This window comes from Parapedobacter brassicae (assembly GCF_051400755.1).
In the GTDB taxonomy this organism is placed as follows: domain Bacteria; phylum Bacteroidota; class Bacteroidia; order Sphingobacteriales; family Sphingobacteriaceae; genus Parapedobacter.
Window position 1 is genome coordinate 98,042 of record NZ_JBLFFL010000007.1, and the last position, 25,056, is coordinate 123,097.

At 52.1% G+C, this 25,056-nt stretch carries 22 protein-coding genes; 17 read left to right on the forward strand and 5 right to left on the reverse strand.

Annotated elements, in window-relative coordinates; translation table 11 throughout:
• Window positions 1-30 precede the first annotated feature (30 nt).
• The 7 genes from ACMGDE_RS16990 (at window position 31) to ACMGDE_RS17020 (ending at window position 11,454) form a co-directional block, all read left to right on the forward strand.
• A complete protein-coding gene (locus ACMGDE_RS16990) occupies window positions 31-1,650 on the forward strand; it encodes a SusD/RagB family nutrient-binding outer membrane lipoprotein (RefSeq protein ID WP_436834017.1) in 1,620 nt (539 codons plus the stop codon).
• 20 nt (window positions 1,651-1,670) lie between these two features.
• Complete coding sequence (locus ACMGDE_RS16995; RefSeq protein WP_436834018.1) at window positions 1,671-2,300, forward strand: hypothetical protein; 630 nt, start codon at window positions 1,671-1,673, stop codon at window positions 2,298-2,300.
• A gap of 38 nt (window positions 2,301-2,338) precedes the next feature.
• Window positions 2,339-5,092, forward strand: a complete 2,754-nt coding sequence (locus ACMGDE_RS17000; RefSeq protein WP_436834019.1) for a M14 family metallopeptidase — start codon at window positions 2,339-2,341, stop codon at window positions 5,090-5,092.
• 28 nt (window positions 5,093-5,120) lie between these two features.
• A complete protein-coding gene (locus ACMGDE_RS17005; protein WP_436834020.1) occupies window positions 5,121-7,871 on the forward strand; it encodes a M14 family metallopeptidase in 2,751 nt (916 codons plus the stop codon).
• A 197-nt stretch (window positions 7,872-8,068) separates the two neighbouring features.
• A complete protein-coding gene (locus ACMGDE_RS17010; RefSeq protein ID WP_436834021.1) occupies window positions 8,069-8,623 on the forward strand; it encodes an RNA polymerase sigma factor in 555 nt (184 codons plus the stop codon).
• Window positions 8,624-8,726: 103 nt separating this feature from the next.
• Window positions 8,727-9,188: a Sec-independent protein translocase subunit TatA/TatB gene (locus ACMGDE_RS17015; protein WP_436834022.1), complete on the forward strand. Its 462-nt coding sequence runs from the start codon at window positions 8,727-8,729 to the stop codon at window positions 9,186-9,188.
• Window positions 9,189-9,216: 28 nt separating this feature from the next.
• Window positions 9,217-11,454, forward strand: a complete 2,238-nt coding sequence (locus ACMGDE_RS17020; protein WP_436834023.1) for a Tex family protein — start codon at window positions 9,217-9,219, stop codon at window positions 11,452-11,454.
• On the opposite strand, the gene cysM is transcribed toward ACMGDE_RS17020, so the two are convergent.
• The 4 genes from cysM to ACMGDE_RS17040 form a co-directional block, all read right to left on the reverse strand.
• Complete coding sequence (gene cysM / locus ACMGDE_RS17025) at window positions 11,455-12,327, reverse strand: cysteine synthase CysM (RefSeq protein WP_436834024.1); 873 nt, start codon at window positions 12,325-12,327, stop codon at window positions 11,455-11,457. It lies immediately after the preceding gene.
• 3 nt (window positions 12,328-12,330) lie between these two features.
• The gene (locus ACMGDE_RS17030) at window positions 12,331-13,143 is read right to left on the reverse strand and encodes a serine O-acetyltransferase (RefSeq protein WP_436834025.1); all 813 of its coding nucleotides are present in this window, start codon (window positions 13,141-13,143) and stop codon (window positions 12,331-12,333) included.
• Between the two features lie 82 nt (window positions 13,144-13,225).
• Entirely contained in the window at window positions 13,226-13,609 is a 384-nt protein-coding gene (locus ACMGDE_RS17035; RefSeq protein WP_436834026.1) for a DUF3037 domain-containing protein, read from the reverse strand.
• Window positions 13,587-14,381 carry a HipA family kinase gene (locus ACMGDE_RS17040; protein ID WP_436834027.1) on the reverse strand — a complete coding sequence of 265 codons (795 nt, stop codon included), beginning with the start codon at window positions 14,379-14,381 and terminating at the stop codon, window positions 13,587-13,589. Before ACMGDE_RS17040 ends, ACMGDE_RS17035 begins: the two co-directional genes overlap by 23 nt.
• 131 nt (window positions 14,382-14,512) lie before the next feature.
• Between ACMGDE_RS17040 and ACMGDE_RS17045 the strand changes: the two genes are divergently transcribed.
• The 10 genes from ACMGDE_RS17045 to ACMGDE_RS17090 all read left to right on the forward strand — a co-directional run bounded on the left by ACMGDE_RS17045 (window position 14,513) and on the right by ACMGDE_RS17090 (window position 24,680).
• A complete protein-coding gene (locus ACMGDE_RS17045; protein ID WP_436834028.1) occupies window positions 14,513-15,061 on the forward strand; it encodes a DUF1599 domain-containing protein in 549 nt (182 codons plus the stop codon).
• 6 nt (window positions 15,062-15,067) lie between these two features.
• Complete coding sequence (locus ACMGDE_RS17050; RefSeq protein ID WP_436834029.1) at window positions 15,068-16,249, forward strand: BT_3928 family protein; 1,182 nt, start codon at window positions 15,068-15,070, stop codon at window positions 16,247-16,249.
• A 27-nt stretch (window positions 16,250-16,276) separates the two neighbouring features.
• Window positions 16,277-16,789 carry a shikimate kinase gene (locus ACMGDE_RS17055; protein WP_436834030.1) on the forward strand — a complete coding sequence of 171 codons (513 nt, stop codon included), beginning with the start codon at window positions 16,277-16,279 and terminating at the stop codon, window positions 16,787-16,789.
• Window positions 16,790-16,848: 59 nt separating this feature from the next.
• On the forward strand, window positions 16,849-17,793 hold the full coding sequence (locus tag ACMGDE_RS17060; RefSeq protein WP_436834031.1) for a glycerophosphodiester phosphodiesterase family protein: 945 nt from the start codon (window positions 16,849-16,851) through the stop codon (window positions 17,791-17,793).
• A gap of 7 nt (window positions 17,794-17,800) precedes the next feature.
• On the forward strand, window positions 17,801-18,514 hold the full coding sequence (locus ACMGDE_RS17065; RefSeq protein WP_436834032.1) for an ATP-binding cassette domain-containing protein: 714 nt from the start codon (window positions 17,801-17,803) through the stop codon (window positions 18,512-18,514).
• Between the two features lie 94 nt (window positions 18,515-18,608).
• Window positions 18,609-19,184 carry a hypothetical protein gene (locus ACMGDE_RS17070; RefSeq protein ID WP_436834033.1) on the forward strand — a complete coding sequence of 192 codons (576 nt, stop codon included), beginning with the start codon at window positions 18,609-18,611 and terminating at the stop codon, window positions 19,182-19,184.
• Window positions 19,185-19,471: 287 nt separating this feature from the next.
• Window positions 19,472-20,356, forward strand: coding sequence for an Rpn family recombination-promoting nuclease/putative transposase (locus ACMGDE_RS17075; RefSeq protein ID WP_436834034.1), 885 nt, complete (start codon window positions 19,472-19,474; stop codon window positions 20,354-20,356).
• Window positions 20,357-20,463: 107 nt separating this feature from the next.
• Window positions 20,464-22,878 (forward strand): gliding motility-associated ABC transporter substrate-binding protein GldG, encoded by a 2,415-nt coding sequence (gene gldG, locus ACMGDE_RS17080; protein ID WP_436834035.1) that lies wholly within the window; start codon window positions 20,464-20,466, stop codon window positions 22,876-22,878.
• Between the two features lie 100 nt (window positions 22,879-22,978).
• Window positions 22,979-23,791: a helix-turn-helix transcriptional regulator gene (locus tag ACMGDE_RS17085; protein ID WP_436834036.1), complete on the forward strand. Its 813-nt coding sequence runs from the start codon at window positions 22,979-22,981 to the stop codon at window positions 23,789-23,791.
• A gap of 46 nt (window positions 23,792-23,837) precedes the next feature.
• Window positions 23,838-24,680, forward strand: a complete 843-nt coding sequence (locus ACMGDE_RS17090; protein ID WP_436834037.1) for a 3-keto-disaccharide hydrolase — start codon at window positions 23,838-23,840, stop codon at window positions 24,678-24,680.
• A gap of 107 nt (window positions 24,681-24,787) precedes the next feature.
• Here the strand turns inward: ACMGDE_RS17090 and rpsT are convergent, their stop codons facing one another.
• Complete coding sequence (rpsT, locus tag ACMGDE_RS17095; RefSeq protein ID WP_436834038.1) at window positions 24,788-25,042, reverse strand: 30S ribosomal protein S20; 255 nt, start codon at window positions 25,040-25,042, stop codon at window positions 24,788-24,790.
• Window positions 25,043-25,056: the final 14 nt, after the last annotated feature.

A 25,056-nucleotide genomic window follows, 5' to 3' on the forward strand; every position in this document is an offset into this window, starting at 1 on the left:
AAGGTCAGTCATTTAGCATACATAAAGGACATGAAACAACAGACCAAAAATTTCACCACTACCCGGATGAGCGTCGCGATGATGTTAGTCGCCCTCATCATGGCAAGCTGCAGCGATTTCGTGGACATCAACGATGACCCGAATAACCCGACCGTACCGACGTTGAACCTCCTGTTGCCGGCAACCCAAATTTCGCTTGCCGGGTATTTCAATGACATCAATGGCGGAGGCGCTACCGTGTCCCAGCATTTTGGGTCAGGAGATCTCAACCGCTGGAACCAAACGGGAGGCACCTTTTCGAGTGCCTGGGAAGGGTTTTACACGGCTACCATCCCCGATCTGGAGACTGTCATCCGGGAGGGAACGGAAGCCGGTCAATGGGGGTACGTAGCCATCGCAAAGCTCGAGAAGGCCTACCTGTACAGCATCATGGTAGACCTGTGGGGCGACATCCCCTATTCGGAAGCGGGCGGTGAGGTTCCCAACCCGAAGTTTGACCTCGGAAAAGATACTTACGACAGCCTGTTCGTACTGATAGACGAAGCGTTGAATGACATGAACCAAGGGTTCGATGTGGCCGCTTCTGCCGACATTTTCTACCAAGGGTCGAGAGACTCCTGGGAACGGCTGGGCAATTCGTTGAAACTGAAATTATACAATCAAATCCGTTTGGTAGATCCCGAAAGGGCTGCCACCGGCATAGCGGGCCTCATCAGCAGCGAGGCTCCGCTTATTGAAGACAACAGTCAGGATTTTACCTTCCAATACGGCACCACCGTTTCGCCGAATGCGCGCCATCCGTGGTTTACCAGTTGGTATAACACCGGGCGGGGCGGCTACGTGAGCATGCCCCTGATCGAACGCCTGAAAGCGCAGGACGATCCGCGCCTGCGGTATTACATCTTCCGGCAAAACGAACGGGTGGGTCTGGCCAACTCCATGAATGGCGAGGGCTATTACGGTCGGTATCCGGGGGACGGCACCGCCTCGCCGGCTGACCTGAATACGAAGGCCATCGTAGGTATTTATCCCGCTGCGGGGTTATACGACAATGGGATGATCCCGTCCCTGGGTACAGACAATACGTACCTCAACAATGATGGGGCGGTCACGGGTACCACCAACAATTCATTCAAAATCGCCCTCTTCACCAACGGAGACGGTACCGGTGCGGGAATTTTGCCGCTGATCACGAATTTCATGGTGAAGTTTATCCGTGCCGAAGCCGCCCTGACGTCGGGCACCGGTGAGGACGCCAAACAGCTGTTGATCGACGGTGTAACCGCCCACCTCAACCTGGTCAATACCGTGTCGACCAGCAATGGCGGACAAGCCATCCCAAACGCGTCCGTCACCGGCTTTGCAGATCGCATCGGCCAACAATTTGACGCCGCCGATGCCGAAGGCAAACTGGCCTTGGTCATGATGCAAAAATGGATCGCCTTGTATGGCAACGGCGTGGAGGCATACAACGACTATCGCCGCACGGGACTGCCCGAGCTGGAAGATCTGCTGGCGCCGTTGGATGAATATCCCATGCGGTTCTACTATTCGGAAACCGAGCTTACCTCCAATGAAACCGTTATCGCCGACCGTGACGCCATCCAGCGGGCACAGCAATTCACGCCGGTGTTCTGGGATGTCAATTAATCAGTATAAAGCAAACGAATATGAAAAGATTACACATCAGCTTACTCGCGATTGCTGCCGCCTTCTTGGTAAATTCCTGCAAAGACGTGGAGTATGATTGGGAGAACTTCAAGATCGCCGCCACGCCGAAAGTGACCATCAACATCGAAAAATCGGCACTTCCGACCTACCAAACAGCCAACGTTTCGTTTTTCAACATGGCCGACCCCGACTATGCGACGAACCAGGAATTTGAATGGACGCTTGACTACTATAATGCCGATGGCCGTGTACAGGCCGAATCGATCGAAGTATATGTGAGCTTCAATAGACGCGAATCAAGTCCGCCGGCATACCCCATCACCCTGTCGCTGGCGGGCGTATGGCCCAACATACGGCAATTCCCGTTGCCCAGTACCATCCGGAGCAGCGACATGCTTTACGAGGTGGTCACCGAGTTCCCAAAGACCTTTTCGCACACCCCCGCTGAACTGGCCGAACTTGTTGGTATCGATTTAGATACAGTGGAACCGAATGATTACTTTTTATTTAAGTTTGCCATTACCATGACAGATGGTACCCGGATTGTACAATTCCAAGACAATGCCTGCGATGAGTCAAGGGGTGAGCCTTGTGATTGCCGTACCGGCGTTCGTTTCAAAAATCTATAACTATTGTTTTAACTAACCCAATCAAACTGGAAATGCACATGCTTACACGTCCTACTTCCATCTTGCTGGCTTTCGTCCTGTTTGTGACACAGGCGCTGGCACAGCAGATCCCGACCCCAAAAGAACACTTTGGCTTCAACATCGGAGACGATTACATGCTGGCCAATTACACCCAAACGGAAGCCTATTTTAAAAAGCTGGCCGCGGCTTCCGATCGGGTCAAAATGGAGGTAGCGGGCAAAACCTCCGAAGGCCGCAATCAGTACCTAATTATTGTCTCTTCGCCGCAGAACCTCGCCAAGATCGATGACTACCAGGAAATCTCGCAAAAGCTTGCCCGTGCCGACATGACGCCGGAGGAAGCACAGGAGCTATCACTCGCCGGTAAACCCGTGGTATGGATAGACGGCGGCCTCCATTCTACCGAAACCGTCGCGGCCCAACAGCTTACCGAGACATTCTATCAACTCGTCAGCCGCAATGATGCGGAAAACCAGCGTATACTGGACAACGTGGTCATCCTGCTTTTCCATTGTAATCCGGATGGACAGGAATTGGTTTCCAATTGGTATATGCAGCGCGAGGACACCGCCAAACGGGCGAAAGACATTCCGGTATTGTACCACAAGTATGTCGGCCACGATAACAACCGGGATTTCTACATGAACAACCTGATCGAAACCACCACGATATCCCGTTTGCAATACATTGAGTGGACGCCGCAGATCATTTATAACCACCACCAATCAGGCCCTCCGGGAAGCATCGTTGCCGGGCCGCCTTACCGCGATCCGTTTAACTATGTGCTGGACCCCATGCTGATCACCGGGATCGACGGAGTTGCGGCGGCCATGATCAATCGGGTCAATAAAGAAGGCCGCCCCGGCTATACCCGGCTCAGCGGTTCGGTATTCTCCACGTGGTGGAATGGCGGACTGCGGACGGCCCCTTATTACCATAACAGTATCGGTATCCTGACCGAAATCGTAGGCGATCCGACACCGATGACCATCCCACTGGTACCGGAAAGGCTTATTCCGAATAATGCTACCCCAAATCCGGTTACGCCAAGAGCATGGCATTTCCGGGAGGCGATCGATTATTCTGTTTCACTGAACTATGCCATCCTGGATTATGCCAGCCGCTTCGGCGATGAATTGCTGTTTAACATGTTTAAGATGGGCCAAAACTCCATCGAGCGCGGCAACCGGGATTACTGGACAGCCAAACCGAGCTATATCCATCAAATAGAGACCAAATTTGCGGCAGATCAAAAAGGCAAGGAACGCAGTCAGGCCGATGAAGGCTACTATGGGAGCCGCAACGATATTCCCAGCAGTTATTACGACGGCGTATTCAAGAATCCCGAGTTGCGCGACCCGCGCGGATTTGTCATTCCGGCAGACCAGATTGATTTTCCACGGGCTGTCCAATTCATTAACGCGCTGATCAAGTCGGGTATCCAGATCCACAAGGCCACTGACGCCTTCACCGTAGCAGGCAAATCGTACCCAGCGGGGTCATACGTCGTCAAGACCGCGCAGGCATTCCGGCCGCACGTGATCGATATGTTTGAACCCCAGGATCACCCCAACGATTTCCTGTACCCAGGTGGTCCGCCGGTACGCCCTTATGATGCAGCAGGCTGGACACTTGCCTATCAATTCGGTATTGATTTCGACCGCATCATGGAAACCGTTGACGGTCCCCTCGAAGCCGTTCCCTACGGCCAGCTGCAAACGCCGCCCAGCCAGTCCGTAACCAAGTCCTCCAACGGATACCTGATCGATGGGCGCGTGAATAACGCATTCATCGCGGCCAACGACCTGATGGCGGGTGGCACTAAGGTTTACCGGGTGACCGAACCGGTTGACGGCTTGCCGGCTGGCGCCTTTTATGTGCCGGCCAAGGGTCTCGCCACGATACAAAAGGCGGCAGATTCGCTGGGTATCCGTCCCGTACCCGCATCCAGCAAACCCAAAGCGATCGTCGAGATCAAGCCGAAGCGCATTGCGCTATTCGATCAATACGGGGGTTCTATGCCTTCCGGTTGGGTAAGATGGATGATGGAGCAATATCATTTTGCAGATGTGACCGTGGTATACCCCCAAGAGATCAACGCCGGTAACCTGAATGCAAAATATGATATCATCCTGTTTATCGGCAGTGGCATACCCCCTGCCGGTGGAAGCGGAAGTGGTGGAGGAGGCGGTCGTGGCGGCCGTGGACCCAATCCGGAGGACATTCCTGCCGAATATCAACACATGCTGGGCAGCGTGACGAAGGATACATCGATTGCCCAGCTCAAGGCCTTCATGGAAGCGGGAGGCGAGATCCTGACCGTAGGCAGCAGCACCGCGCTGGCCTATCACCTGGAACTCCCGGTTGAAAATGCCCTTGTTGCGCCTGACTCGAGCGGAAATGAGCGCCCCCTGCGCGGTGAACAGTTCTACGCACCCGGTAGTATCCACCGGGTAGCAGCAGATACGGCCGATGCAGCGGCATGGGGCATGCCGGGGGAAGTAGACGTCATGTCCAGCAATAGTCCCGTATTCAAACTGGGATCGGGTGCCGCATCTGCGGGGATCGTGAAACTGGCTTGGTATGGCGAGGAAAATCCCCTACGAAGCGGATGGATCTGGGGGGCGGATTACCTCAAGAATGGTGTGGTAGCCTTCTCGGCCCCAATCGGCAAGGGCAAGCTCTACGCCTTCGGTCCGGAAATCACCTTCCGTGCCCAGCCGCATGGCACCTTTAAATGGCTATTTAACCAATTGTATGAATCCGAATAAATGTGCTCATCATTGAACTGAACAAATTATGAAAAGAATCAAATATCTTGCCCTGCTGTGTTTGAATGCATGGGCTATCGCCGGCTTCGCGCAGTCTGTACCATCTCCGGCGGATCATTTTGGATTCGCCATGGGAACAGATTACAGCCTGACCAATTATACGCAGACGGAAGCCTATTTCAAGAAGCTGGACCAGTCGGATCGCGTTCAGCTGGTGGATATTGGTGACACCGAAGAAGGCCGTACGCAATACATGCTCATCATCTCCTCTCCGGAGAACATGAAAAAACTGGCAGAATACAAGGAGATCTCGACGAAGCTGGCTTACGCAGAAGGCATCGACGATGCCACGGCTAAATCACTCGCCGCTACAGGCAAAGCCGTGGTGTGGATTGACGGTGCCCTGCATTCAACAGAAATGGTAGGTACCCATCAACTGATCGAAATGGCCTATCAGCTGACCAACAATACCGATGAGGAAACCCTCCGCATCCTGGACGATGTCATCATCCTGCTCACCCACGCCAATCCGGATGGGCACGAATTGGTCGCCAATTGGTATATGCAGCGTAACGATCCAAAAAAGCGGGCAATGGACATCCCGCGCCTATATCAAAAATACATTGGCCATGATAATAACCGCGATTTCTACATCGCCAACATGAAAGAGTCGGAAAACATGAGCCGGCAGCTTTTCCTCGAATGGATGCCCCAGATCATGTACAACCATCACCAAAGCGCGCCAGAAGGCGCCGTGGTGGCAGGTCCGCCTTATACCGATCCGTTCAACTACAACATCGATCCGCTGTTGATGACCGGCATTGATGCCGTTGGCGCAAGCATGATCAATCGCCTCAATGTGGAAGACAAACCCGGCTTCACCCGATTGAAAGGTTCGCCGTTCAGCACGTGGTACAATGGCGGCCTCCGCACGACGACCTATTTTCACAATGTGGTGGGGTTGCTCACCGAAATCATCGGCAACCCGACACCCATGAGCGTTCCGCTGGTACCCGAGCGGCTGGTGCCAAATGGAAACACCCCCAATCCGGTCACCCCACAAGAGTGGCACTTCAAGCAATCGATCGATTATTCCATTTCGTTAAACTATGCGATACTCGACTATGCCTCCCGCCATCGGGAGCAGGTGCTCTACAACATTTACAAGATGGGCAGAAACTCCATCGACAAAGGCAGCAAGGATTTCTGGCAGCTGACTCCCCGGAATATCGACCTGATCAAGGCCAATTACGAAGCGGACAAAGCCAGCGGAAAAGCGGAAGCATCCGCCGAGACTTTTGGCGGACGCATGCCCGGAAGCAGTCTCCCCGCGTCCTATTACGAAGGTGTCTTTGCCAATCCGGAAAAACGCGATGCCCGCGGATACGTTATATCCGCCGACCAACCCGATTTTCCGACAGCCGTAAAGTTCGTCAACGCGCTGATCAAATCCGGTATCTTCATCCACAAGGCAACCGCCCAGTTCACCGTCAATGGCAAGTCATATCCGGCGGGCTCCTACATTGTCAAGACCGACCAGGCATTCAGACCCCATATTATTGATATGTTCGAACCCCAGGATTATCCGAATGACTTCGCGTATCCCGGCGGTCCGCCTACCCGGCCATACGATGTCGCCGGATGGACATTGGCCTATCAGATGGGCATTGCATTTGATCGGGTGCTCGAAGGATTTGAAGGTCCATTCGAGCGGCTGCCCCACGGCGTTCTTGAAGTGCCGCCCACAGCTGCTGTGCCGAATTCGAACAGCGGATACTTGCTCAGTACCAACGTAAACAATGCCTTTATTGCCGTAAATGACCTATTGAAGGCGGGCATCGATGTCTATCGGGTCCAGCAGCCGGAGGGTGATCTACCCAGTGGCTCATTCTATATCCCAGCCAAAGGAGCAACAGTCCTCAAGCAAGCCGGAGTGGAATTGGGTGTTGAGGCCGTGGCCACGTCACGTGTGCCAGCCAACAAGGTGCAGATCAAGCCTTCGCGCATTGCGTTGTTCGACAGTTACGGTGGCTCAATGCCCTCCGGATGGACGCGGTGGATACTCGAACAATACCATTTTGCGTTCAGCCTTATTTTTCCGCAAGAAATTGACGGCGGAAACCTCAATGCCAAATATGATGCTATCCTATTTATCGAAAGCGGCATCCCGTCATTCGGAAGGAGTGTGGAGGGGCGCGGATATGGCGGTCGCCGGGGACCAGATGCGGCGGACTTACCCGAAGAATACCGCCACATGGTGGGGAGCCTGACTGCGGAAAAATCAATCCCCCAATTAAAGGAATTTCTCGAAAACGGCGGCACCATCCTGACCACCGGCAGCAGCACCAGCTTGAGCTATCACCTGGGACTGCCCGTAAAGAACGCGCTTGTAGAAGTGGTAGACGGCAAGGAGATCCCGCTTAGCGGAGAGAAATTTTACGTGCCGGGAAGCGTGTTGCGCATGAAAGTCAATCCCGAAGTAGACGCCGCCTGGGGCATGGCTCCCTATGCCGATGCCATCTTCAATAACAGTCCCGTCTTTGACCTCAAACCCGAGGCCAAGTTGATGGGTATCGAAGCGGTCGCCTGGTTTGATACCGATAAGCCCCTGAGAAGCGGATGGGCATGGGGCCAAAATTACCTCCAGGACGGGGTGGCTGCATTCAAAGCGCCGGTCGGAAAAGGGTACCTCTACGCTTATGGCCCTCATATCACCTATCGCGCGCAGCCACATGGCACGTTCAAGCTGCTGTTCAACGCGCTCTACAAAACGCTGTAATCGTTGCCTAGCCGATGAACATGGAGGGTATTGCGGACATCATCCGCAATACCCTTTTTTCATTAAATAAGTATTAATTTTCCATGATGTAACTGTTGCTTTTTTGGTTCGATTGATTATATTTGTCAGTACCTAACGAATTATTCCTCATATTAAATTGTCGGTTGTTTTTTGTGTACCCGCATGAACATAAAACAATGGATATTAAATTTGATGAGGAAGCTATTTTAAACCGGTTGAAGCAGGACGACAGCCAGGCTTTCGAAGCGATTTATAGGCGATATTGGGAGCGGTTGTTCAATCAGGCGTATAACCACCTTCGTGACGAAAACGACACCAAAGAGCTCATCCAGGATCTGTTCGCCGAGTTTTGGCAGCGGCGCCATACGCTTGATATTCATACTTCGTTGAGCGGTTATTTGCAATCGGCGCTGAAATTCAAGGTGTTCAACTACATGAAAGCAACCGTAGTCAGGGAAAAATACGCAACCACGGTCAAACAGCACAAATTCGTCTCGCACAGTCCGGTAGAAGAAGCCATCAATTACGCTGAATTACAAGTAGCGCTCCATACCGCATTGCAAATGCTGCCTACACAACCCCGGCGCGTATACGAGCTCCGCCAAGGAGATGGACTCAGCTATGCTGAAATCGCCAATGCCCTGCACATATCGATCAGTACGGTAGAAAAGCACATGATGAAGGCCCTAAAACACATCCGAAGACGGCTGAAACAATTTAATCATCGATAAATAGGCCGTCGGCAAGCGGCTGTTCCATCAAATTTTTACCAGCATTTTATGGATATGACAAAATTTAGCCCTACCTTAGCGCTAACAAAATAGAGGTATTGTTATGTTGAGTACAGTATTGGCATTCCTGAACATTGGGACAGGTGAGATGATGCTCATCGTATTTGCGGCGCTACTGCTATTCGGGGGCAAGAAATTGCCCGAATTAGCAAGGGGACTGGGTCGGGGCATCCGGGAGTTTAAAGACGCTTCAGAAAGCATAAAACGCGATATCAGCCAACAAATCAATAATTTCGAGAAGGATATTGAAGTGAAGGACGTGATCGTTGACGACGAACCCAAAAAGCTTAACGAGCACAATGCCGCTGCACCGGCTGGCACTTACCAACATGATCCCGGCCGTGAGCCGGATTATTACGGCAGCAAGGGTCCTTATTACAACGATGGCTATCAGCCCACGGCCGCAAACGAGGCTGCTGACAGCGACAGCGCAGATCACGAACCAACCGATGGAAGCGAACCGGTAATCCCGTCTACAGCGCAACAAGCGGAAAAAAACGCGTAAACGCAAGCAAAACCATTCATTCGTACACATGACGCACGAAATCCGCATTTCCAAGGAGCTTGCTTTGTCCGAAAGGCAGGTCGGCACGGCCGTTGCGCTCCTCAACGAAGGTGCTACCATCCCCTTTATTTCCCGGTACCGCAAAGAAATGACCGGTAGCCTCGATGAGGTACAACTGACGCAGGTACGTGACCGCCTTCAGCAGTTGCGCGAATTGGATAAACGCAGGGAGGCCATCCTCAAATCGCTGGCCGACCAGGGGAAATTGAGTCCTGAATTAGCGCAGCAGGTACATGCCGCCGAGACCATGGCCTACCTCGAAGACCTATACCTCCCGTACAAGCCCAAGCGTAAAACCCGCGCGAGCGCAGCCCGCGAGAAGGGACTCGAACCGCTTGCTGAATTGATCCTGGCTCAAGACGGCACAGACGTACACAGCGCTGCACAAACCTTTGTAGGTGCGGATAACGGCATCACTGATGTGGAGGAAGCCCTCGCCGGCGCACGCGACATCATTGCGGAAATCATCGCAGAAGACGCCTCCGTGCGGGCGAAAACCCGCCAAGTATTTTTGGAAAAGGGGACCTTCGTATCCCGGGTGATTCCCGGCAAGGAAGAGGCGGCACTCAAATACCAAGACTACTACGAGTGGTCGGAGCCTTTGAAGACAGCTCCCTCCCACCGTGTACTGGCCATGCGCCGCGGCGAAAAAGAAGAACTGCTGTACCTGGATATCGACGTGCCTGAAGGCGAGGTCTTGCCCTTATTGGACCACGCATACGTGAAGGGTGCCGACGAAGCCAGTACGCAGGTACGCATGGCGATGCTCGATGGCTATAAACGGCTGCTGAAGCCTTCTATGGAAACCGAACTCCGGATGCTTACCCGGCAGCGTGCCGACGAGGAAGCCATACGGGTCTTTGCAGAAAACGCCCGTCAGCTGCTGCTCGCCGCACCGCTCGGCCAACAACGGGTGATGGCCATCGATCCCGGTTTCCGCACCGGCTGCAAGACCGTATGCCTCGATGAACAGGGAACACTGCTGGAAAATACGGCGATATTCCCCCATACCGGTGCGGCCAAGGCAGCAGAAGCGGCCATAGCCCTCCGCCTTTTGGCAGACAAGCACCGGGTACAGGCGATCGCCATCGGCAACGGCACCGCAGGAAGGGAAACGGAAGATTTCGTACGCAAACTATCACTTCCCGACGTGAGCATTGTTATGGTCAATGAAAGCGGGGCCTCCATCTATTCGGCCTCAGAAGCGGCTCGTGAGGAATTTCCTGATCATGACGTGACCGTAAGGGGTGCAGTATCCATCGGGCGCCGACTGATGGATCCGCTGGCCGAATTGGTGAAGCTCGATCCCAAATCCATTGGCGTCGGTCAATACCAGCATGACGTGGATCAAACCAAACTCCAAACAGCATTGGATGACACCGTCATCAGCTGCGTCAATGCGGTGGGTGTAGAACTGAATACCGCATCGAAGCAAATCTTATCCTATATTTCGGGATTGGGGCCGTCGCTGGCCCAACAAATTGTCAATTACCGCAATACGCAGGGCGCTTTCCGCAATCGCGAGTCGCTGAAAAGGGTACCCCGTTTGGGCGAAAAAGCATTCGAACAGGCGGCTGGATTCCTGCGGATACGAAACGCCGATCATCCACTCGATGCCAGTGCGGTACATCCCGAACGCTATGCCTTGGTCGAACAGATGGCCGCCGACCTCGGTTGCGGCGTGGCCGACCTGCTGCGCGATGAGCAGTTGCGCAAACGCATCGACCTGAAACAATATGTGAGCAGTGCCGTGGGAATGCCCACCCTGCAGGACATTCTTGCCGAATTGGCTAAGCCGGGGCGCGATCCACGCGAACAATTCGAACAATTTTCGTTTGCCGAAGGTGTCAACAGCGTTGCCGACTTACGGGTGGGCATGCGCCTACCCGGTATCGTGACCAACATCACCAATTTCGGAGCATTTGTAGACATCGGTGTACATCAGGATGGCCTGGTGCACCTAAGCCAGCTGGCCAACCGGTACATCAACGATCCGAATGAAGTGGTAAAAGTACAGCAAAAAGTAATGGTAACGGTGACCGAGGTAGACCCAAAGCGCAACCGGATCAGCCTCTCGATGAAAACAGCCGAACAGCCCACCCCACAGCGGCGAAAGGATCCGGCAACGAATGCCGAAAAGCCCAAAAGAAAAGAAGCGGACATGACCTCCATGCTGGCCGCGCTGAAAAACAAGTTCGGCTCCTGACTACCCAAATAAATCGCTCGACAGGTAGCGGTCACCCCGATCACAGGCAATAAATACAATGGTGCCTTTATCCAACTTCTTTGCCAAGCGCGCGGCGCACGCCATGGCACCGCCGGTGCTCATGCCTGCAAATACTCCCTCTACCTTGGCCAATCGCCGGGCCATATCCGTGGCTTCCGCCTGCGAAACGTCCATTACCTGATCTACCCTGGCCGGATCATAGATCTTAGGCAGGTACGCCTCGGGCCACCGCCGGATACCCGGGATGGACGACTCCTCCGTAGGCTGGCATCCAATGACCTGTATAGCCGGATTTTGTTCCTTCAAAAACATGGAATTTCCCATGATGCTGCCGGTAGTACCCATGGCGCTGAGGAAGTGCGTGATCTGCCCTTGGGTATCGCGCCAGATCTCCGGTCCCGTCGTCTTATAATGCGCCAGGTAATTATCCGGATTGGCGAACTGGTTGAGCAAAAAATAACCGGGTTGATTGCCTTTTTCCTCGGCATAATCACGGCAAGCCTCGATGGACTCCAACAGGGTCACCTGCGCGCCGTACGCTTCCATGGTCAGCGTACGCTCCCGGGTTGAATTGGAGGGCATCACCAATTCGATGTCCAGCCCGTAGATACGGGCGATCATGGCTAAGGCAATCCCCGTATTTCCGCTTGTCGCCTCGATCAACCGCACGCCGGGTTTGATATCGCCCCGCTCCACGGCACTGCGGATCATATTGAGCGCCGCCCTATCCTTCACGCTGCCCCCTGGATTATTACCTTCCAACTTGGCATAAATCGTAACCGCCGGATTGGGATTCAGGCGTTGAATGGCCACCAATGGGGTATTCCCCACACAATCAATCAGTGTCTGCATAACCTAATGTGTTGCTTTGGAATCCACGATTTTCACGGTGGACTGGTGGTATACCATCGAATACGGCTGGATGCTTGATGTCAGCCACACATTACCCCCAATCACGCTATCGTGACCGATGACCGTATCGCCTCCCAAAATCGTCGCCCCGGCATAAATGATGACACGGTCTTCGATGGTGGGGTGGCGTTTGGTATTGGCCAAGATCTTCTCCACACTCATCGCGCCCAAGGTCACTCCCTGGTAGATCTTGACCTGGTTTCCGATGATCGCCGTTTCGCCGACCACCACACCCGTACCGTGGTCGATGCAGAAATGCTCGCCGATCACCGCCGCGGGATGGATGTCGATACCGGTCTGCGAATGGCCGTACTCCGTCAGAATCCGCGGCAATATGGGCACCTCCAAGCGCATCAATGCATGGGCTAACCGGTATAAAACGATCGCTAAAAAACCAGGGTATGTGCGTATCACCTCAAACTCGCTCGTTGCCGCTGGGTCTCCTTCGTAAATGGCCGCGGCATCGGTATACATGATGCGGCGCAACTCCGGAAGCGCCTGGAAAAACTGCTTTGCTACCGATGCTTGGTTACAGTCGCCACAAGCGGTAGTCCGGTTGAGGATATTTAGGAGTGCCCGTTCGCACTGGGCATATTGGGTTTTCAGTTCTTCCACCGTGCGGTTGGGGTGCGTCTGCCTTTCGGGAAACAGCAGATCCAACAAATCCAGTGCCCAGCCGGCGACGGCACCGTTGGGGGGTACGTCCGCTATTTCCTTTTGTTTGTCATGAAGCTGCTCGAAAAACTCCTCATTCATTGCTGACAATTTTCGTTTACACAACGAAGGACGCAAATTATTTGCAGGTAGCCAACTATATCGTTCAATTATTACAAAACCGCTACAGTACCAACTCCGCGTGTAAACGATCCAAGGCAGCCTCCGCATCCGCACATAAGCCCGGATGCACGGCCGAGGTCTGTATCACCGTACTTCGCTTGGCCGTCAGCCAGCGAAAGCGTTCGGCCACCGGCAACAGCGCAATGGGACCGCCTCGCGGATCTCCCTTGCAAATCAACTCGAAGGCGTGGAGATACGCCGCAAGCTCCGAAGACTCACATGAAGCGCAAAACGCCTGCAACTTAGGTGTATCCAACGTAAACCGCATGGCCAAAAAGCGTTGTCCACGGCAATACAGCACCAAACCGACATTGAGGAACTCTTCGCGCTCCATCCTCGGCACCAAACGAATGACCGCGTATTCAAACAACTCGTTTCCTTGCATCTTGCGCTTGGTTAACAAAACTATCCGATGCGGCCACCCGCATTTCCAAAAACTGCGTATACACTTCCCTCGCTTCTTCCGCGCTCCGTCCCTCCCCGTCGGTCAACCATTCATCCGGCACCAACTGTACAATGTGCCGGATGAACGGCTTCGTGAGTTTAGCTTTCAATTCGGCTCCGACTTCCTCCAACTGAGACGCCCGAGGCAGCAATACATGGTCTTTCACCTGTACGAAGGGCCTGACGGCCTGCTCCTGCCAATTGTCCCAGGAATGATGAAAATAAAGCGAAGCACCATGGTCGATCAGCCAGAGCTCCTTATGCCACATGAGCATATTGGTATTCTTAGCCGTCCGGTCTACATTGGTGAGCAGGCAATCCAACCACACGATGCGGGACGCCAACGCCGCATCCAATGCGGTAACCACTGGGTCAAACGTAATAGCACCTGAAAGGTAATGCAACGCCAGGTTGAGTCCCGTACTGGCGCGGAGCAGGTCCTGTATCTCCTCGTCCGGCTCCGTGCGCCCGAAGGCTTCGTCGAGGCTGGCAAACACAATTTCGGGCACCCTGAAGCCAAGCGCGCGGGCGATCTCCCCGCCGATGAGCTCGGCAATCAGGGCCTTGCTCCCCTGCCCTGCCCCGCGGAATTTGAGCGCATATAGAAATCCGTCATCCGCCTCAGCGATCGCCGGCAACGACCCACCCTCCCGCAGCGGCGTCACATACCGTGTCACCCGCACCGTCCGTATTATTGATTGATCCACCCCCAAATATCCATATATTTTTTAAATAGTCTATTGTCTGATGTCTAATGTCTGATGTCTAGTGTCTAGTGTCTAGTGTCTAATGTCTAATGTCTAATGTCTCCTGTCTCACATCTAATCCTTATCTTTGCCCTACCATGGATACATCAGCACAATACGACCGCGTCATCAAGCATTGCCAGCAGCTATTTACCAAAAAAAACGCCGACTATGGCACCGCGTGGCGCATCATGCGTCCGCCCTCCATCACCGACCAGCTGTATATCAAAGCCCAGCGCATCCGAACGCTCGAAGAAAAGAAAGTGTCCAAAGTGGGCGAAGAAATCAGCGACGAATACCTGGCCATTGTCAATTATTGCGTGATGGGCATCATGCAACTGGAACTGGGCGCGCACGGACATGAAAACCTATCGACCGAAACGATCATTGAAAAATACGAGCAGGCCATCCGAGAAACGAAAGAACTGATGTTTGCCAAAAACCATGACTACGGCGAGGCCTGGCGGGATATGCGCCTGACTTCGTTGACGGACCTGATTCTGATGAAGATATATCGCGTTAAACAAATCGAGGACAACCGGGGCCAAACCCTTGTTTCGGAAGGAGTGAAAGCCAATTACCAGGACATGCTCAACTACGCGGTATTCGCGCTTATCAAACTGGACATCGGCAGCGATAACATATAGACCATTATGCAGACCACGACTAATCAACCCCGTACCCACTACCTCCTGGCGTTTTCCCGCATCGTCATCGGGTTGTTGTTCATTTTCTCCGGATTGATCAAAGCAAACGACCCCGTGGGGTTCGGCTACAAACTGGAAGAATATTTCCATGTTTTCGGCATGCATTTTCTCAATGATTATGCAACAGCCATCGCGGTGGTAATATGCGGCCTTGAAATCCTGCTCGGAGCGTTGCTACTGCTCGGGTTTTGGGGAAGGAAAGTCGCTTGGGGACTCTTGCTATTGATCCTATTTTTCACCTTCCTCACCTTTTATTCGGCCTTTTTTGAGGTCGTCACCTCCTGCGGTTGCTTCGGCGATGCGATACCGCTTACCCCTTGGCAATCCTTCGGCAAGGACCTCGTGTTGCTGGTGCTCATCCTGATTATTTTCATCAACAGAAAGTACATTACGCCGATTATTGCCGACCGCTATACCCAATCCATCATCACCGTGGCGCTCATCATCGTGTCGTTGGGGATAGGCGTGTATACCGTCAATTTCCTGCCCTTCATTGACTTCCTGCCGTATAAGAAAGGGAATAGCCTCCCCGCGTTGATGACGCTGCCCGAAGGTGCGGAAGGTGATCAATATGAAGTGATCTATACCCTGAAACATAAAACATCGGGCGAGGAAAAAAAAGTGTCAGACAGTGTCTATCTTGCAGAAGAACTGTGGACAGACGAGCAATGGGAAATCATCGGCGACCCCGAAAGCAGACTGGTCAAAAAGGGATATCAAATACCCATACCGGATTTGCTGATCACCGATGCCAACGGCGAAGACTTCACACAGGAGATCATCGAAAATCCTTATTACAATATCGTGGTGGTTGCCTGGGATCTCACCAAAACCGATCTTGAAGCCCTGCAGCGGATCAACGCGCTGGTGATGAATGCGGCAGAAGCCTATAATGTCCGGACAGTACTGCTCACCGCGAGCAGCACCCAGGACGCCGAACGCATCAGCGACCAGCTGGACCTGCTTACGGAAATATACTATGCCGACGCCGTACCGCTGAAGAGCATGGTGAGGGCCAATCCGGGTGTCTTGCTGATGCAAAACGGTACGGTCATCGACAAGTGGCACTACAATACGCTGCCTACCTTCGATGACTTGGATAGCCAATATTTCAGTAACGCCCAATAGCTGGACAGCATGGTAAATACCCATCAGATGACCCATTCAAAAATCACGTTCTTGGTCGGTTTCATGGGAAGCGGTAAGACCACATGGGGGCGGAAGCTGGCCAACAAAACCGACCGGGTATTTATCGACTTAGACGAAGAAATCGAGAAAGAGGCTGGCACCTCCATTGCGGATTATTTTCGACTACATGGTGAAGCGTCTTTTCGTAAACTGGAGCGCCGGGTGTTGAAGCAACTGCCGCTGGACCGGCCTGCTGTCGTCTCGACGGGAGGCGGCACACCCTGCTATGTCGACAACATGTCGTGGATGAATAAAACGGGCGTGACCATTTATTTCCAACTCCCCCCAAAAGCCTTATGGGACAGGCTGATGCAGACCGATATCGCATCGCGGCCGGCGCTTAGGGGGCTATCCGGCGAAGAGCTGTTGGATTACATCACCACGAAACTGGCCGAACGGGAACCGTATTATCAGCAGGCTCAGCACGTCGTCAACCAGCTTACATTGGATTTGAACAAATTGGCACACCTCCTAGGATAGGATTTTACATAAAAATCGTTATCTTTATACCAAGTTTACCATTTAGCTAACATCCTTTTATGAATCAGCGTTTTATCTCATTCGCTATACTCATTGTTACTGCTATCCTCTTCGCCTCCTGCCTACCTTCCAACATCGGCGGTGGCGAGTTCCGTTATTCATCCCATAACATCAGTCTTTCATCCGTCGATGATTTATACCGGTTCCTGACCTATGACGAAAAACGCTACCCGCTGGTCAGCGCACACCGCGGAGGTCCCACCACAGGATTTCCGGAGAATGCGATTGAAACGTTTGAAAATAGCTTCCGCCAGCAACCCATTATCATTGAGTGCGATGTTCGCATGACTCAAGACTCGGTGCTGGTGCTGATGCATGATGAGACCCTTGAACGCACCACTAACGGCTCGGGGAGGCTCCACGAGTTTGACCTTGCAGCCTTGAAAAAACTACGGCTGAAGGACCCCGAAGGCCGTGTGACGGCCTACCGCATACCGACGCTCGACGAAGCGCTGCAATGGGGAGTAGGCAATGTAATTTTCACGATCGACGTTAAACGCGGCGTGCCGTACGCGGCCGTGGTGCGCGCCATCCGGCGCAATAAGGCTGATGCCTGCAGCGTGATCATCACCTATAGCGCCGATCAGGCGGCGGCAGTACACCAATTGGCGCCGAGCCTGATGATATCGGCGTCTATCGGATCGGCAAGCGACCTGCTCAGGCTGAATGACCGCAACATTCCCGACAATCGGCTGGTTGCCTTCGTGGGAACGCGCGAACCCAATAAACAGGTATACGAAATGCTTCATGACCATGGCATACTGTGTATATTGGGCACCATCGGCAACTTGGATAAACAAGCGGCCACAAGAGGCGGAGCCCTGTACACCGCATTGGTCGAACGCGGAGCGGACATTCTGTCCACCGATCGACCCGTTGAGGCAGGAAAAGCATTGGCAGCATATCGCAATACCCATAAATTAACATCGGCGTTCATCCATTAACTGCACCATGTCCATCGAAGTAGCTGATCTGCACAAATCATACGGCACCCAACCGGCGGTGAGAGACATTTCGTTCTCGGCCAAACCCGGAAGGATATTGGGTTTTCTCGGTCCGAACGGTGCGGGTAAATCAACCGTCATGAAGATCCTCTGCGGCAGCCTCGAACCCACAGCCGGCAGGGTTTCCATATTCAACGTCGACGTGAAGCAGGATAGCCTCGCGGCACGGCGGCGCATCGGCTATCTGCCCGAAAACAACCCGCTTTACTTGGATATGTATGTACATGAAACGCTGGCTTTTATTGCAGGGATACACCACATAGCCAATAAGCATAAGCGGATAGCCGAAGTCATTGCCCTAACCGGTCTGACTGCCGAACAACACAAAAAGATCAGCCAATTATCCAAGGGCTACCGGCAGCGTGTCGGCTTGGCGCAAGCCATCTTACACGATCCGGCGATACTGATCCTCGATGAACCGACATCCGGCTTAGACCCCAATCAACTGCAGGATATCCGTGCCCTTATCAAACAGCTGGGCAGGGAAAAGACGCTGTTGTTCTCGACCCACATCATGCAAGAGGTCGAAGCGATCTGCGACGACGTGATCATGATCAACAAAGGTAAAATCGTCGCTGACTTTCCATTGAATGAGCTTCCTGTCCGATATCCCGATAAAACCTTGGAGTCGCTATTTATCCGATTGACCACCAGCGGTTAGGTGCCCTTTATTGCTATTTTTAAACAATATGAAACCTTTTGTGTTTTATCAGATAAATAGTTGTATTAATTGATCATTAATTAAACGAAAAACCATGAAAAGCGTATTTTTATTTTCTGTCTTATTTTCAGCTGGTATCTTCGTTGCAAACGCACAGGATATCAATAAACCCCAGACCTCGGAAAGCGTCGGGATCACACCCGTGCAAAAGGGCAATTGGATCGTCGGCGGCAGCTTGGGTAGCTTGGGCTACAGTTTTGAGGGTGAGAATTTCAATATCAGTATAAATCCCCGCGCCGGCTACTTTATTTCGGATGGCGTGGCCATCGGTCTCGGATTGGTGGGTTCGCTGGCGACCGTGCCTGATGACGACGACGTTTGGGGATACGGTGTTTCACCATTTGTCCGCTACTACTTCCCCCAAGGTTCAAGTGCGACCGGCCGATTTTTTGCCCAGGGTGATGTGGGCATTTCAGGCAGTTCTCCAGGTTCCGGTGCTTCACTGGCGCTGGGTGCCAATGTCGGTTATGCGCATTTTGTCACCAGTAGTGTAGCGCTGGAGGTCACCGCGGGTTATAATTACAGCAAAGCCACCGTTTCCGGATCGACCGGACAAAGCGGCTTAGGAGTAGCGCTTGGCTTCCAGGTGTATTTGCCAGGGCAGCGTTAGTGCGCATAAACCCTATCGAAGGATCAAAACACCGGCCAGATTGGTCCGGTGTTTTTTTGTAAAAAGGTGTTTTTATGAAAGTAATGTGCCCTAAACCCTACCCGTACATTTTTGGCAATTCCATAAACAACTGCTACCGATTTTAAGTACTTTTTGTGGTCCAATTGTCAGCGCCTATAGGCACTCTGCAACGGGTGCCCAGTCGCCTTCCTGTGTTTACACCTTTTTTGCCTACAAAAAAACTAAGTTATTTAGTTTTTTTGTAGGCAAAAACTTATATTTGCTTCATGACCAAATTACAGCAACCTACCCTGGGAAAATTCATAGACCCTCTTACCGATTGGGGCTTTCGCCACCTCTTTGGGCAGGAGCCCAACAAAGACATCCTGATCGAGTTTCTCAATGACTTATTTCAGGGAGAAAAGCATATTACCGAACTTGAATACGCACCTAATCAATATGATGGTGATAACGGAGAAGACAAACGTGTCATTTTCGATTTGCATTGCCGTGGTGATAACGGAGAGTATTTCATTGTGGAGATGCAACGTATCCGGCAGGATTTCTTCAAGGACAGGGCGCTGTTCTACGTATCACGGCTCATCCAGCGACTCCTGCACAGGGGACGTGAGTCAAATGATTACCAACTACCGGAAGTCTACCTTATCGGCATCTTGGAATTCAGTATGGATACCGATGAGCAGGAGCGTTATTTTCATGATATTGCGTTGATGGAAAAGACTTCTGGAAAATTATTCTATGATAAATTGGGCTTTAAGTTTTTGGAAATCGTTAATTTTGTAAAGACGGGTGAGGCTTTGCTAAGCGATATGGATAAGTGGATGTATCTGTTGAAGCACATGAGCACCCTTGACAAGATTCCGACCTTTTTGGACAAGCGGGTGTTCCAGCTTATCTTCAAGATATCGGAAGTAGCAAAACTAAGGAAGGAGGAACGTATGGCATACCAAGCAAGTTTAAAAGCCAAATGGGATACGCAGAATGCGTTTGATTCCGTAAGGAGAGAAGCAAAAGAAGAAGCCAGTTTTCATTTTGTAAAAAACCTACTGTTCAACACTGATTTTAATGATGCCAAAATCGCGGAGTTGGCTTCCGTTTCTTTGGACTTCATTCGGAAAGTCCGCGCCGATTTAGCTGAGAAAAAGAAATAGCCTGCGGCTTGACGCCGGCAGCGATAGCGTAAAATGTTACTTGCTTAATGACCTGCCAAAGATGCCAATAAGTTTTGCTATTTTCGGAGCGTTAAAGCACCAAACAATTGCTGAGCATCTACAAAAAAGAAATCGCTGCATATTTCAATTCGCTGACCGGCTATCTGGCCATTGGCTTGTTTCTATCGGTCACCGGCCTGCTCCTGTGGGTATTTCCGGACACGAGTATCCTCTCCAACGGTTACGCATCGCTCGAAACATTCTTTCAGCTCAGCCCGTACCTTTTCATGCTGCTCATTCCGGCCATTACGATGCGGAGCATCGCGGGCGAAAAAAACGAGGGCACTTGGGAGCTGTTGCTTACCCGGCCGCTGTCCATGTGGCACATCATACTGGGCAAATACCTGGGTAGCGTCACCATTGTTGTACTGGCGCTGTTACCGACACTGATCTACAGCTATTCGCTGTATTGCCTGGCCCAACCTGTAGGCAACGTGGATACCGGAGCGGTGATCGGCTCGTATGTAGGATTGTTGCTACTGGGATTGGCGTTCACCGCGGTCGGCATATTTGCTTCGGCACTAAGCAAAAACCCCATCGTGGCATTCCTGATCGCGCTGCTCCTGTGTTTCTTGCTTTTTTATGCGTTTGATGCATTAAGCGGCTTGTCGCTTATTTCGGCGTATGCATATACGGTATCCTTACTCGGCGTGCAATCCCATTATGAGGCTGTCAGCCGGGGGGTGTTGGATACGCGTGATCTCCTCTATTTCCTCAGTATTACAGCGTTGTTCCTCTGTGCCGCCCGCCTGTTGGTGACGAGGTATCGAAAAAATAGCAGGCAGCTATGGTGGCGAGGCCTGGGTGGGATGATCGTCATACTACTGGCGAACTCCTTGGCTTCCTACTACTTTGGCCGAATTGATTTTACGGCTGAAAAGCGCTTTACACTGTCCCCTCTAGCGAAACGCACGATGAGCACCCTCCCGGAGGGCGTGCACATCACCGTCCTGCTCGATGGTAAACTCCCGGCGGGTTTCACGCGGCTGAAAAGGGCAACAACCGATCTCTTAAGCGACCTAAAGGCATATTCGGCCGGCAAGTTGACCTTCCGCGTCATCAATCCGATGGACGGCGATCCCTCACAGCAACAGGAAACTACCGAAGCGCTGGCCGAGCGGGGCGTACACCCGACCAATCTGAATGTCCGCACGGAGACCGGACTTACCCAGCAACTGGTGTTCCCGGCAGCGCTGGTCACCTTCGGTGAAGAGGAGATACCGGTGACCCTTTTGCAAAACCGCATGGGAGCATCTCCTGAAGACGTATTGAACAACTCCGTGCAAAACCTAGAATATGCCCTGATATCGGCCCTTCGTAAGGTTACATCCGGAGGCCGACCGCTGGTGGGTTTTACGGAAGGTCATGGCGAACTGGACAACCTGCAGCTCTACGACGCTACGCAAAGCCTGATGAACGGCTATCAGGTCGGATTTGTAAACCTCGATAGCATCAACCCCGAAGGGCTCAGCCAGCTGGACGCGCTCGTCATCGCTAAGCCGATCCAGCCGTTTACCGAAGCTGAAAAATATAAGATCAATCAATACGTGATGAACGGCGGAAGCGTATTGTGGGCGATTGATCAGGTCGATGCCGACTTAGATAGTTTACGCGCCACGGGCGACCAAACCGTGGTGGCAAGGCGGCTCAACCTTGATGATATGCTATTTACCTATGGCATACGGTTCAACTACAAGCTGATTGCCGATATGAACTGCGGACAAATTCCGTTGACGGTGGGGAACATGGGTAACCAGGCGCAGATCGAGTTAGCACCTTGGCTTTTTTACCCGATTTTTGTGCCCATGACCGCCCATCCGATACTCAAAAACCTGGATGGCATCCGCAGTGAATTTGCCGGCACGCTGGATACGGTAGCGGCGCCTGGCGTACGCAAGGAGATCATCCTCCATTCATCACCATTCTCCAGGTTGCTCAATATCCCTGCTACTATCTCCCTGCAGCTGGTGGAAGAGGAACCCGATCCGGCACAATTTAAGAACCAACCCTATCCTGTTGCGGCCTTGCTGGAAGGTAAATTCACCTCGGTATTTGCCAATCGGCCGGTACCGCAGGGAGTCGATGCCGCAGTAGCCGTGCCCGAATCGGGGAAACCCGCTAAGATGATCGCCATCGCCGACGGCGATGTATTCAAAGGGGAAGTCAACCCCACAGACGGATCGCCTTATCCATTGGGCTGGGACCGATATACGGGGCAGCAATATGGAAACAAATCCTTCCTGCTTAATGCCATAGACTACCTTGCGGATGATACGGGTATCATCGCACTGCGCGAAAAAGAAGTCAAACTACGCTTGCTGAATCCCATTAAGGTGAAAGAGGAACGCATCTATTGGCAACTGTTCAATGTAGCCGTTCCGCTTATCGTCTTGCTTTCGTTCGGATTGGCGCAGCAATACCTCCGGAAACGGAGATATGGCCGTATCCCACTGGTGAAGTAAGCAGGTCGACACTTATTGCATCAGGTCATTAATTTATTCAATTTAGACAACTAATTGCTTTTTCTTTTTATTTTCGCCATTATGAACGGTGCATAACGGAATGCAAAGCTACGTAAATAGGTATTACATTACAGAAGTTGACCGGTATCCGGATACCATTTATTGCCATCATGCGGTGATGGGCGAAAAATTTATTCCAGAGCATGAGCACAAGAAAGGCCAATTTCTCTACACGGAAGGCGGGGTCGTGTACCTCAATACGCTGGAGCACTCGTACTTCTTACCTGCGCGGCATTATATCTGGATTCCGGCAGGTGTACGGCACAGCATCCATCCCAGTTCGCCAGAAGTGATCATGCGCAATCTGTATTTTCCGGTAACGTTATGTGACGACCCCTTCTTCGCGCAAACGGCAATCTATCCGGTAAGTGACCTGCTGATGGAATTGATGATGTTTACCAATCGATGGAACGGCAATATCCGGCCGGAGGAAGAAAACCGGTATAGTATCGCTAAAGCCTTCAAAATGTTATTACCGGAACTCAGCAGGGGAGCACTGCCGCTAGCGTTGCCCTATCCGGACGATGCACGGCTCGTGAAAATCGTCGAGTATCTGGATAAACGCGTGGGGAATAATATCGGGTTTAAGCAGGTGGCCGACCATTTCGGGATCAGCGAACGTACCTTGGCCCGTCTCTTCCAAAAAGAGCTTGACATGTCTTTTATCCAGTACTTTACCATTCTGCGGATGTTGAAAGGCCTGAAACTGCTGCTTGATGACAAACTCAGTATAAACGAAGTGGCTTCAAAAGTAGGATACAGCAGCTTGCCCACATTCAGCAACACCTTCACCAAAATAGTGGGCGTAAGACCCAGTGAATATATCAAGCACCGCGGATTGTGGGACAAGTAAATTATGATTATCTTCATCACCTCGAACGAACGTTAACTATAAATAAATGAAAGCAACCCTTATCATCGCGGCGACAGTGGCCTCTGCAATTGCCATGTGTACCGACACGACCGACCGCCCGGAATGGATACAGCTCTTTAACGGAAAGGACCTCAATGACTGGACCGTAAAGATTGCTAAACACGAGGTGGGTGAAAACTATGCCAATACCTTCCGGGTGGAGGATAGCCTGTTAAAGGTGCGGTATGACGGTTATACCGACTTTGATTTCCAATACGGCCACATTCATTACAACACGCCTTATTCGGCGTACCTCCTCCGGGTAGAATATCGCTTTGTCGGCGAGCAGGCACCTGCCGGGGAAGGATGGGCATGGCGCAACAGCGGGGCGATGCTGCACGGGCAGGACCCTAAAACCATGTTGAAGGACCAGGACTTCCCGATTTCCATCGAAGGTCAGCTACTTGGCGGGGACGGCACCAACGAGCGGACGACCAGCAACCTGTGTACACCAGGCACCAATGTGTTCATGGAAGTGGACGGTGAATTGTTCACGCCTCACTGCATCAACTCCAATTCGAAAACGTATCATGGGGATCAATGGGTCACGGCCGAATTTCTGGTGCTGGCAGACTCGGTGGTGCACCATATCTTGGAAGGCGATACGGTACTCACCTATTATAAGCCGCAGATCGGCGGTGGAAATGTGTCCAATTACGACCCTGCTGTAAAACAGGATGGGAAACCGCTCAAAAGCGGATACATTTCATTGCAGAGCGAAAGCCATCCCATTGATTTCCGAAAGGTAGAGTTGCTGGATCTGGAGCCGTACATGCATGACCAAGCCAAATTGAGGCAGGTGCTCGAGCAGGTTAGCGGAGGTGAGTGATTGGTGATTGGTGATTGGTGATTGCTGACGGGTGGTTGGTAATCGACCAGATACAAAAAAACCGCCTTGGAGCCAAGGCGGTTTTTTCATGTATTGTATCTGTAGTATTATGACAAGCTATTCACTAATTTGGTCAGCTTCGACTTGTTGTTAGAAGCTTTGTTTTTATGGATGACACTTTTCTTAGCCAAACGGTCGAGCATGGAAATCACCCGCGGCAACAGGGTTTTTGCCTCTTCTGCGTTGGTTGTCGTCCTTAATTTCTTAATTGCGTTACGCGTTGTTTTCGCTTGGTAACGGTTCCTCAGACGCTTCGCAGCGTTGGAGCGAATTCTTTTTAATGCTGATTTATGATTTGCCATCTACTTTAGCTATT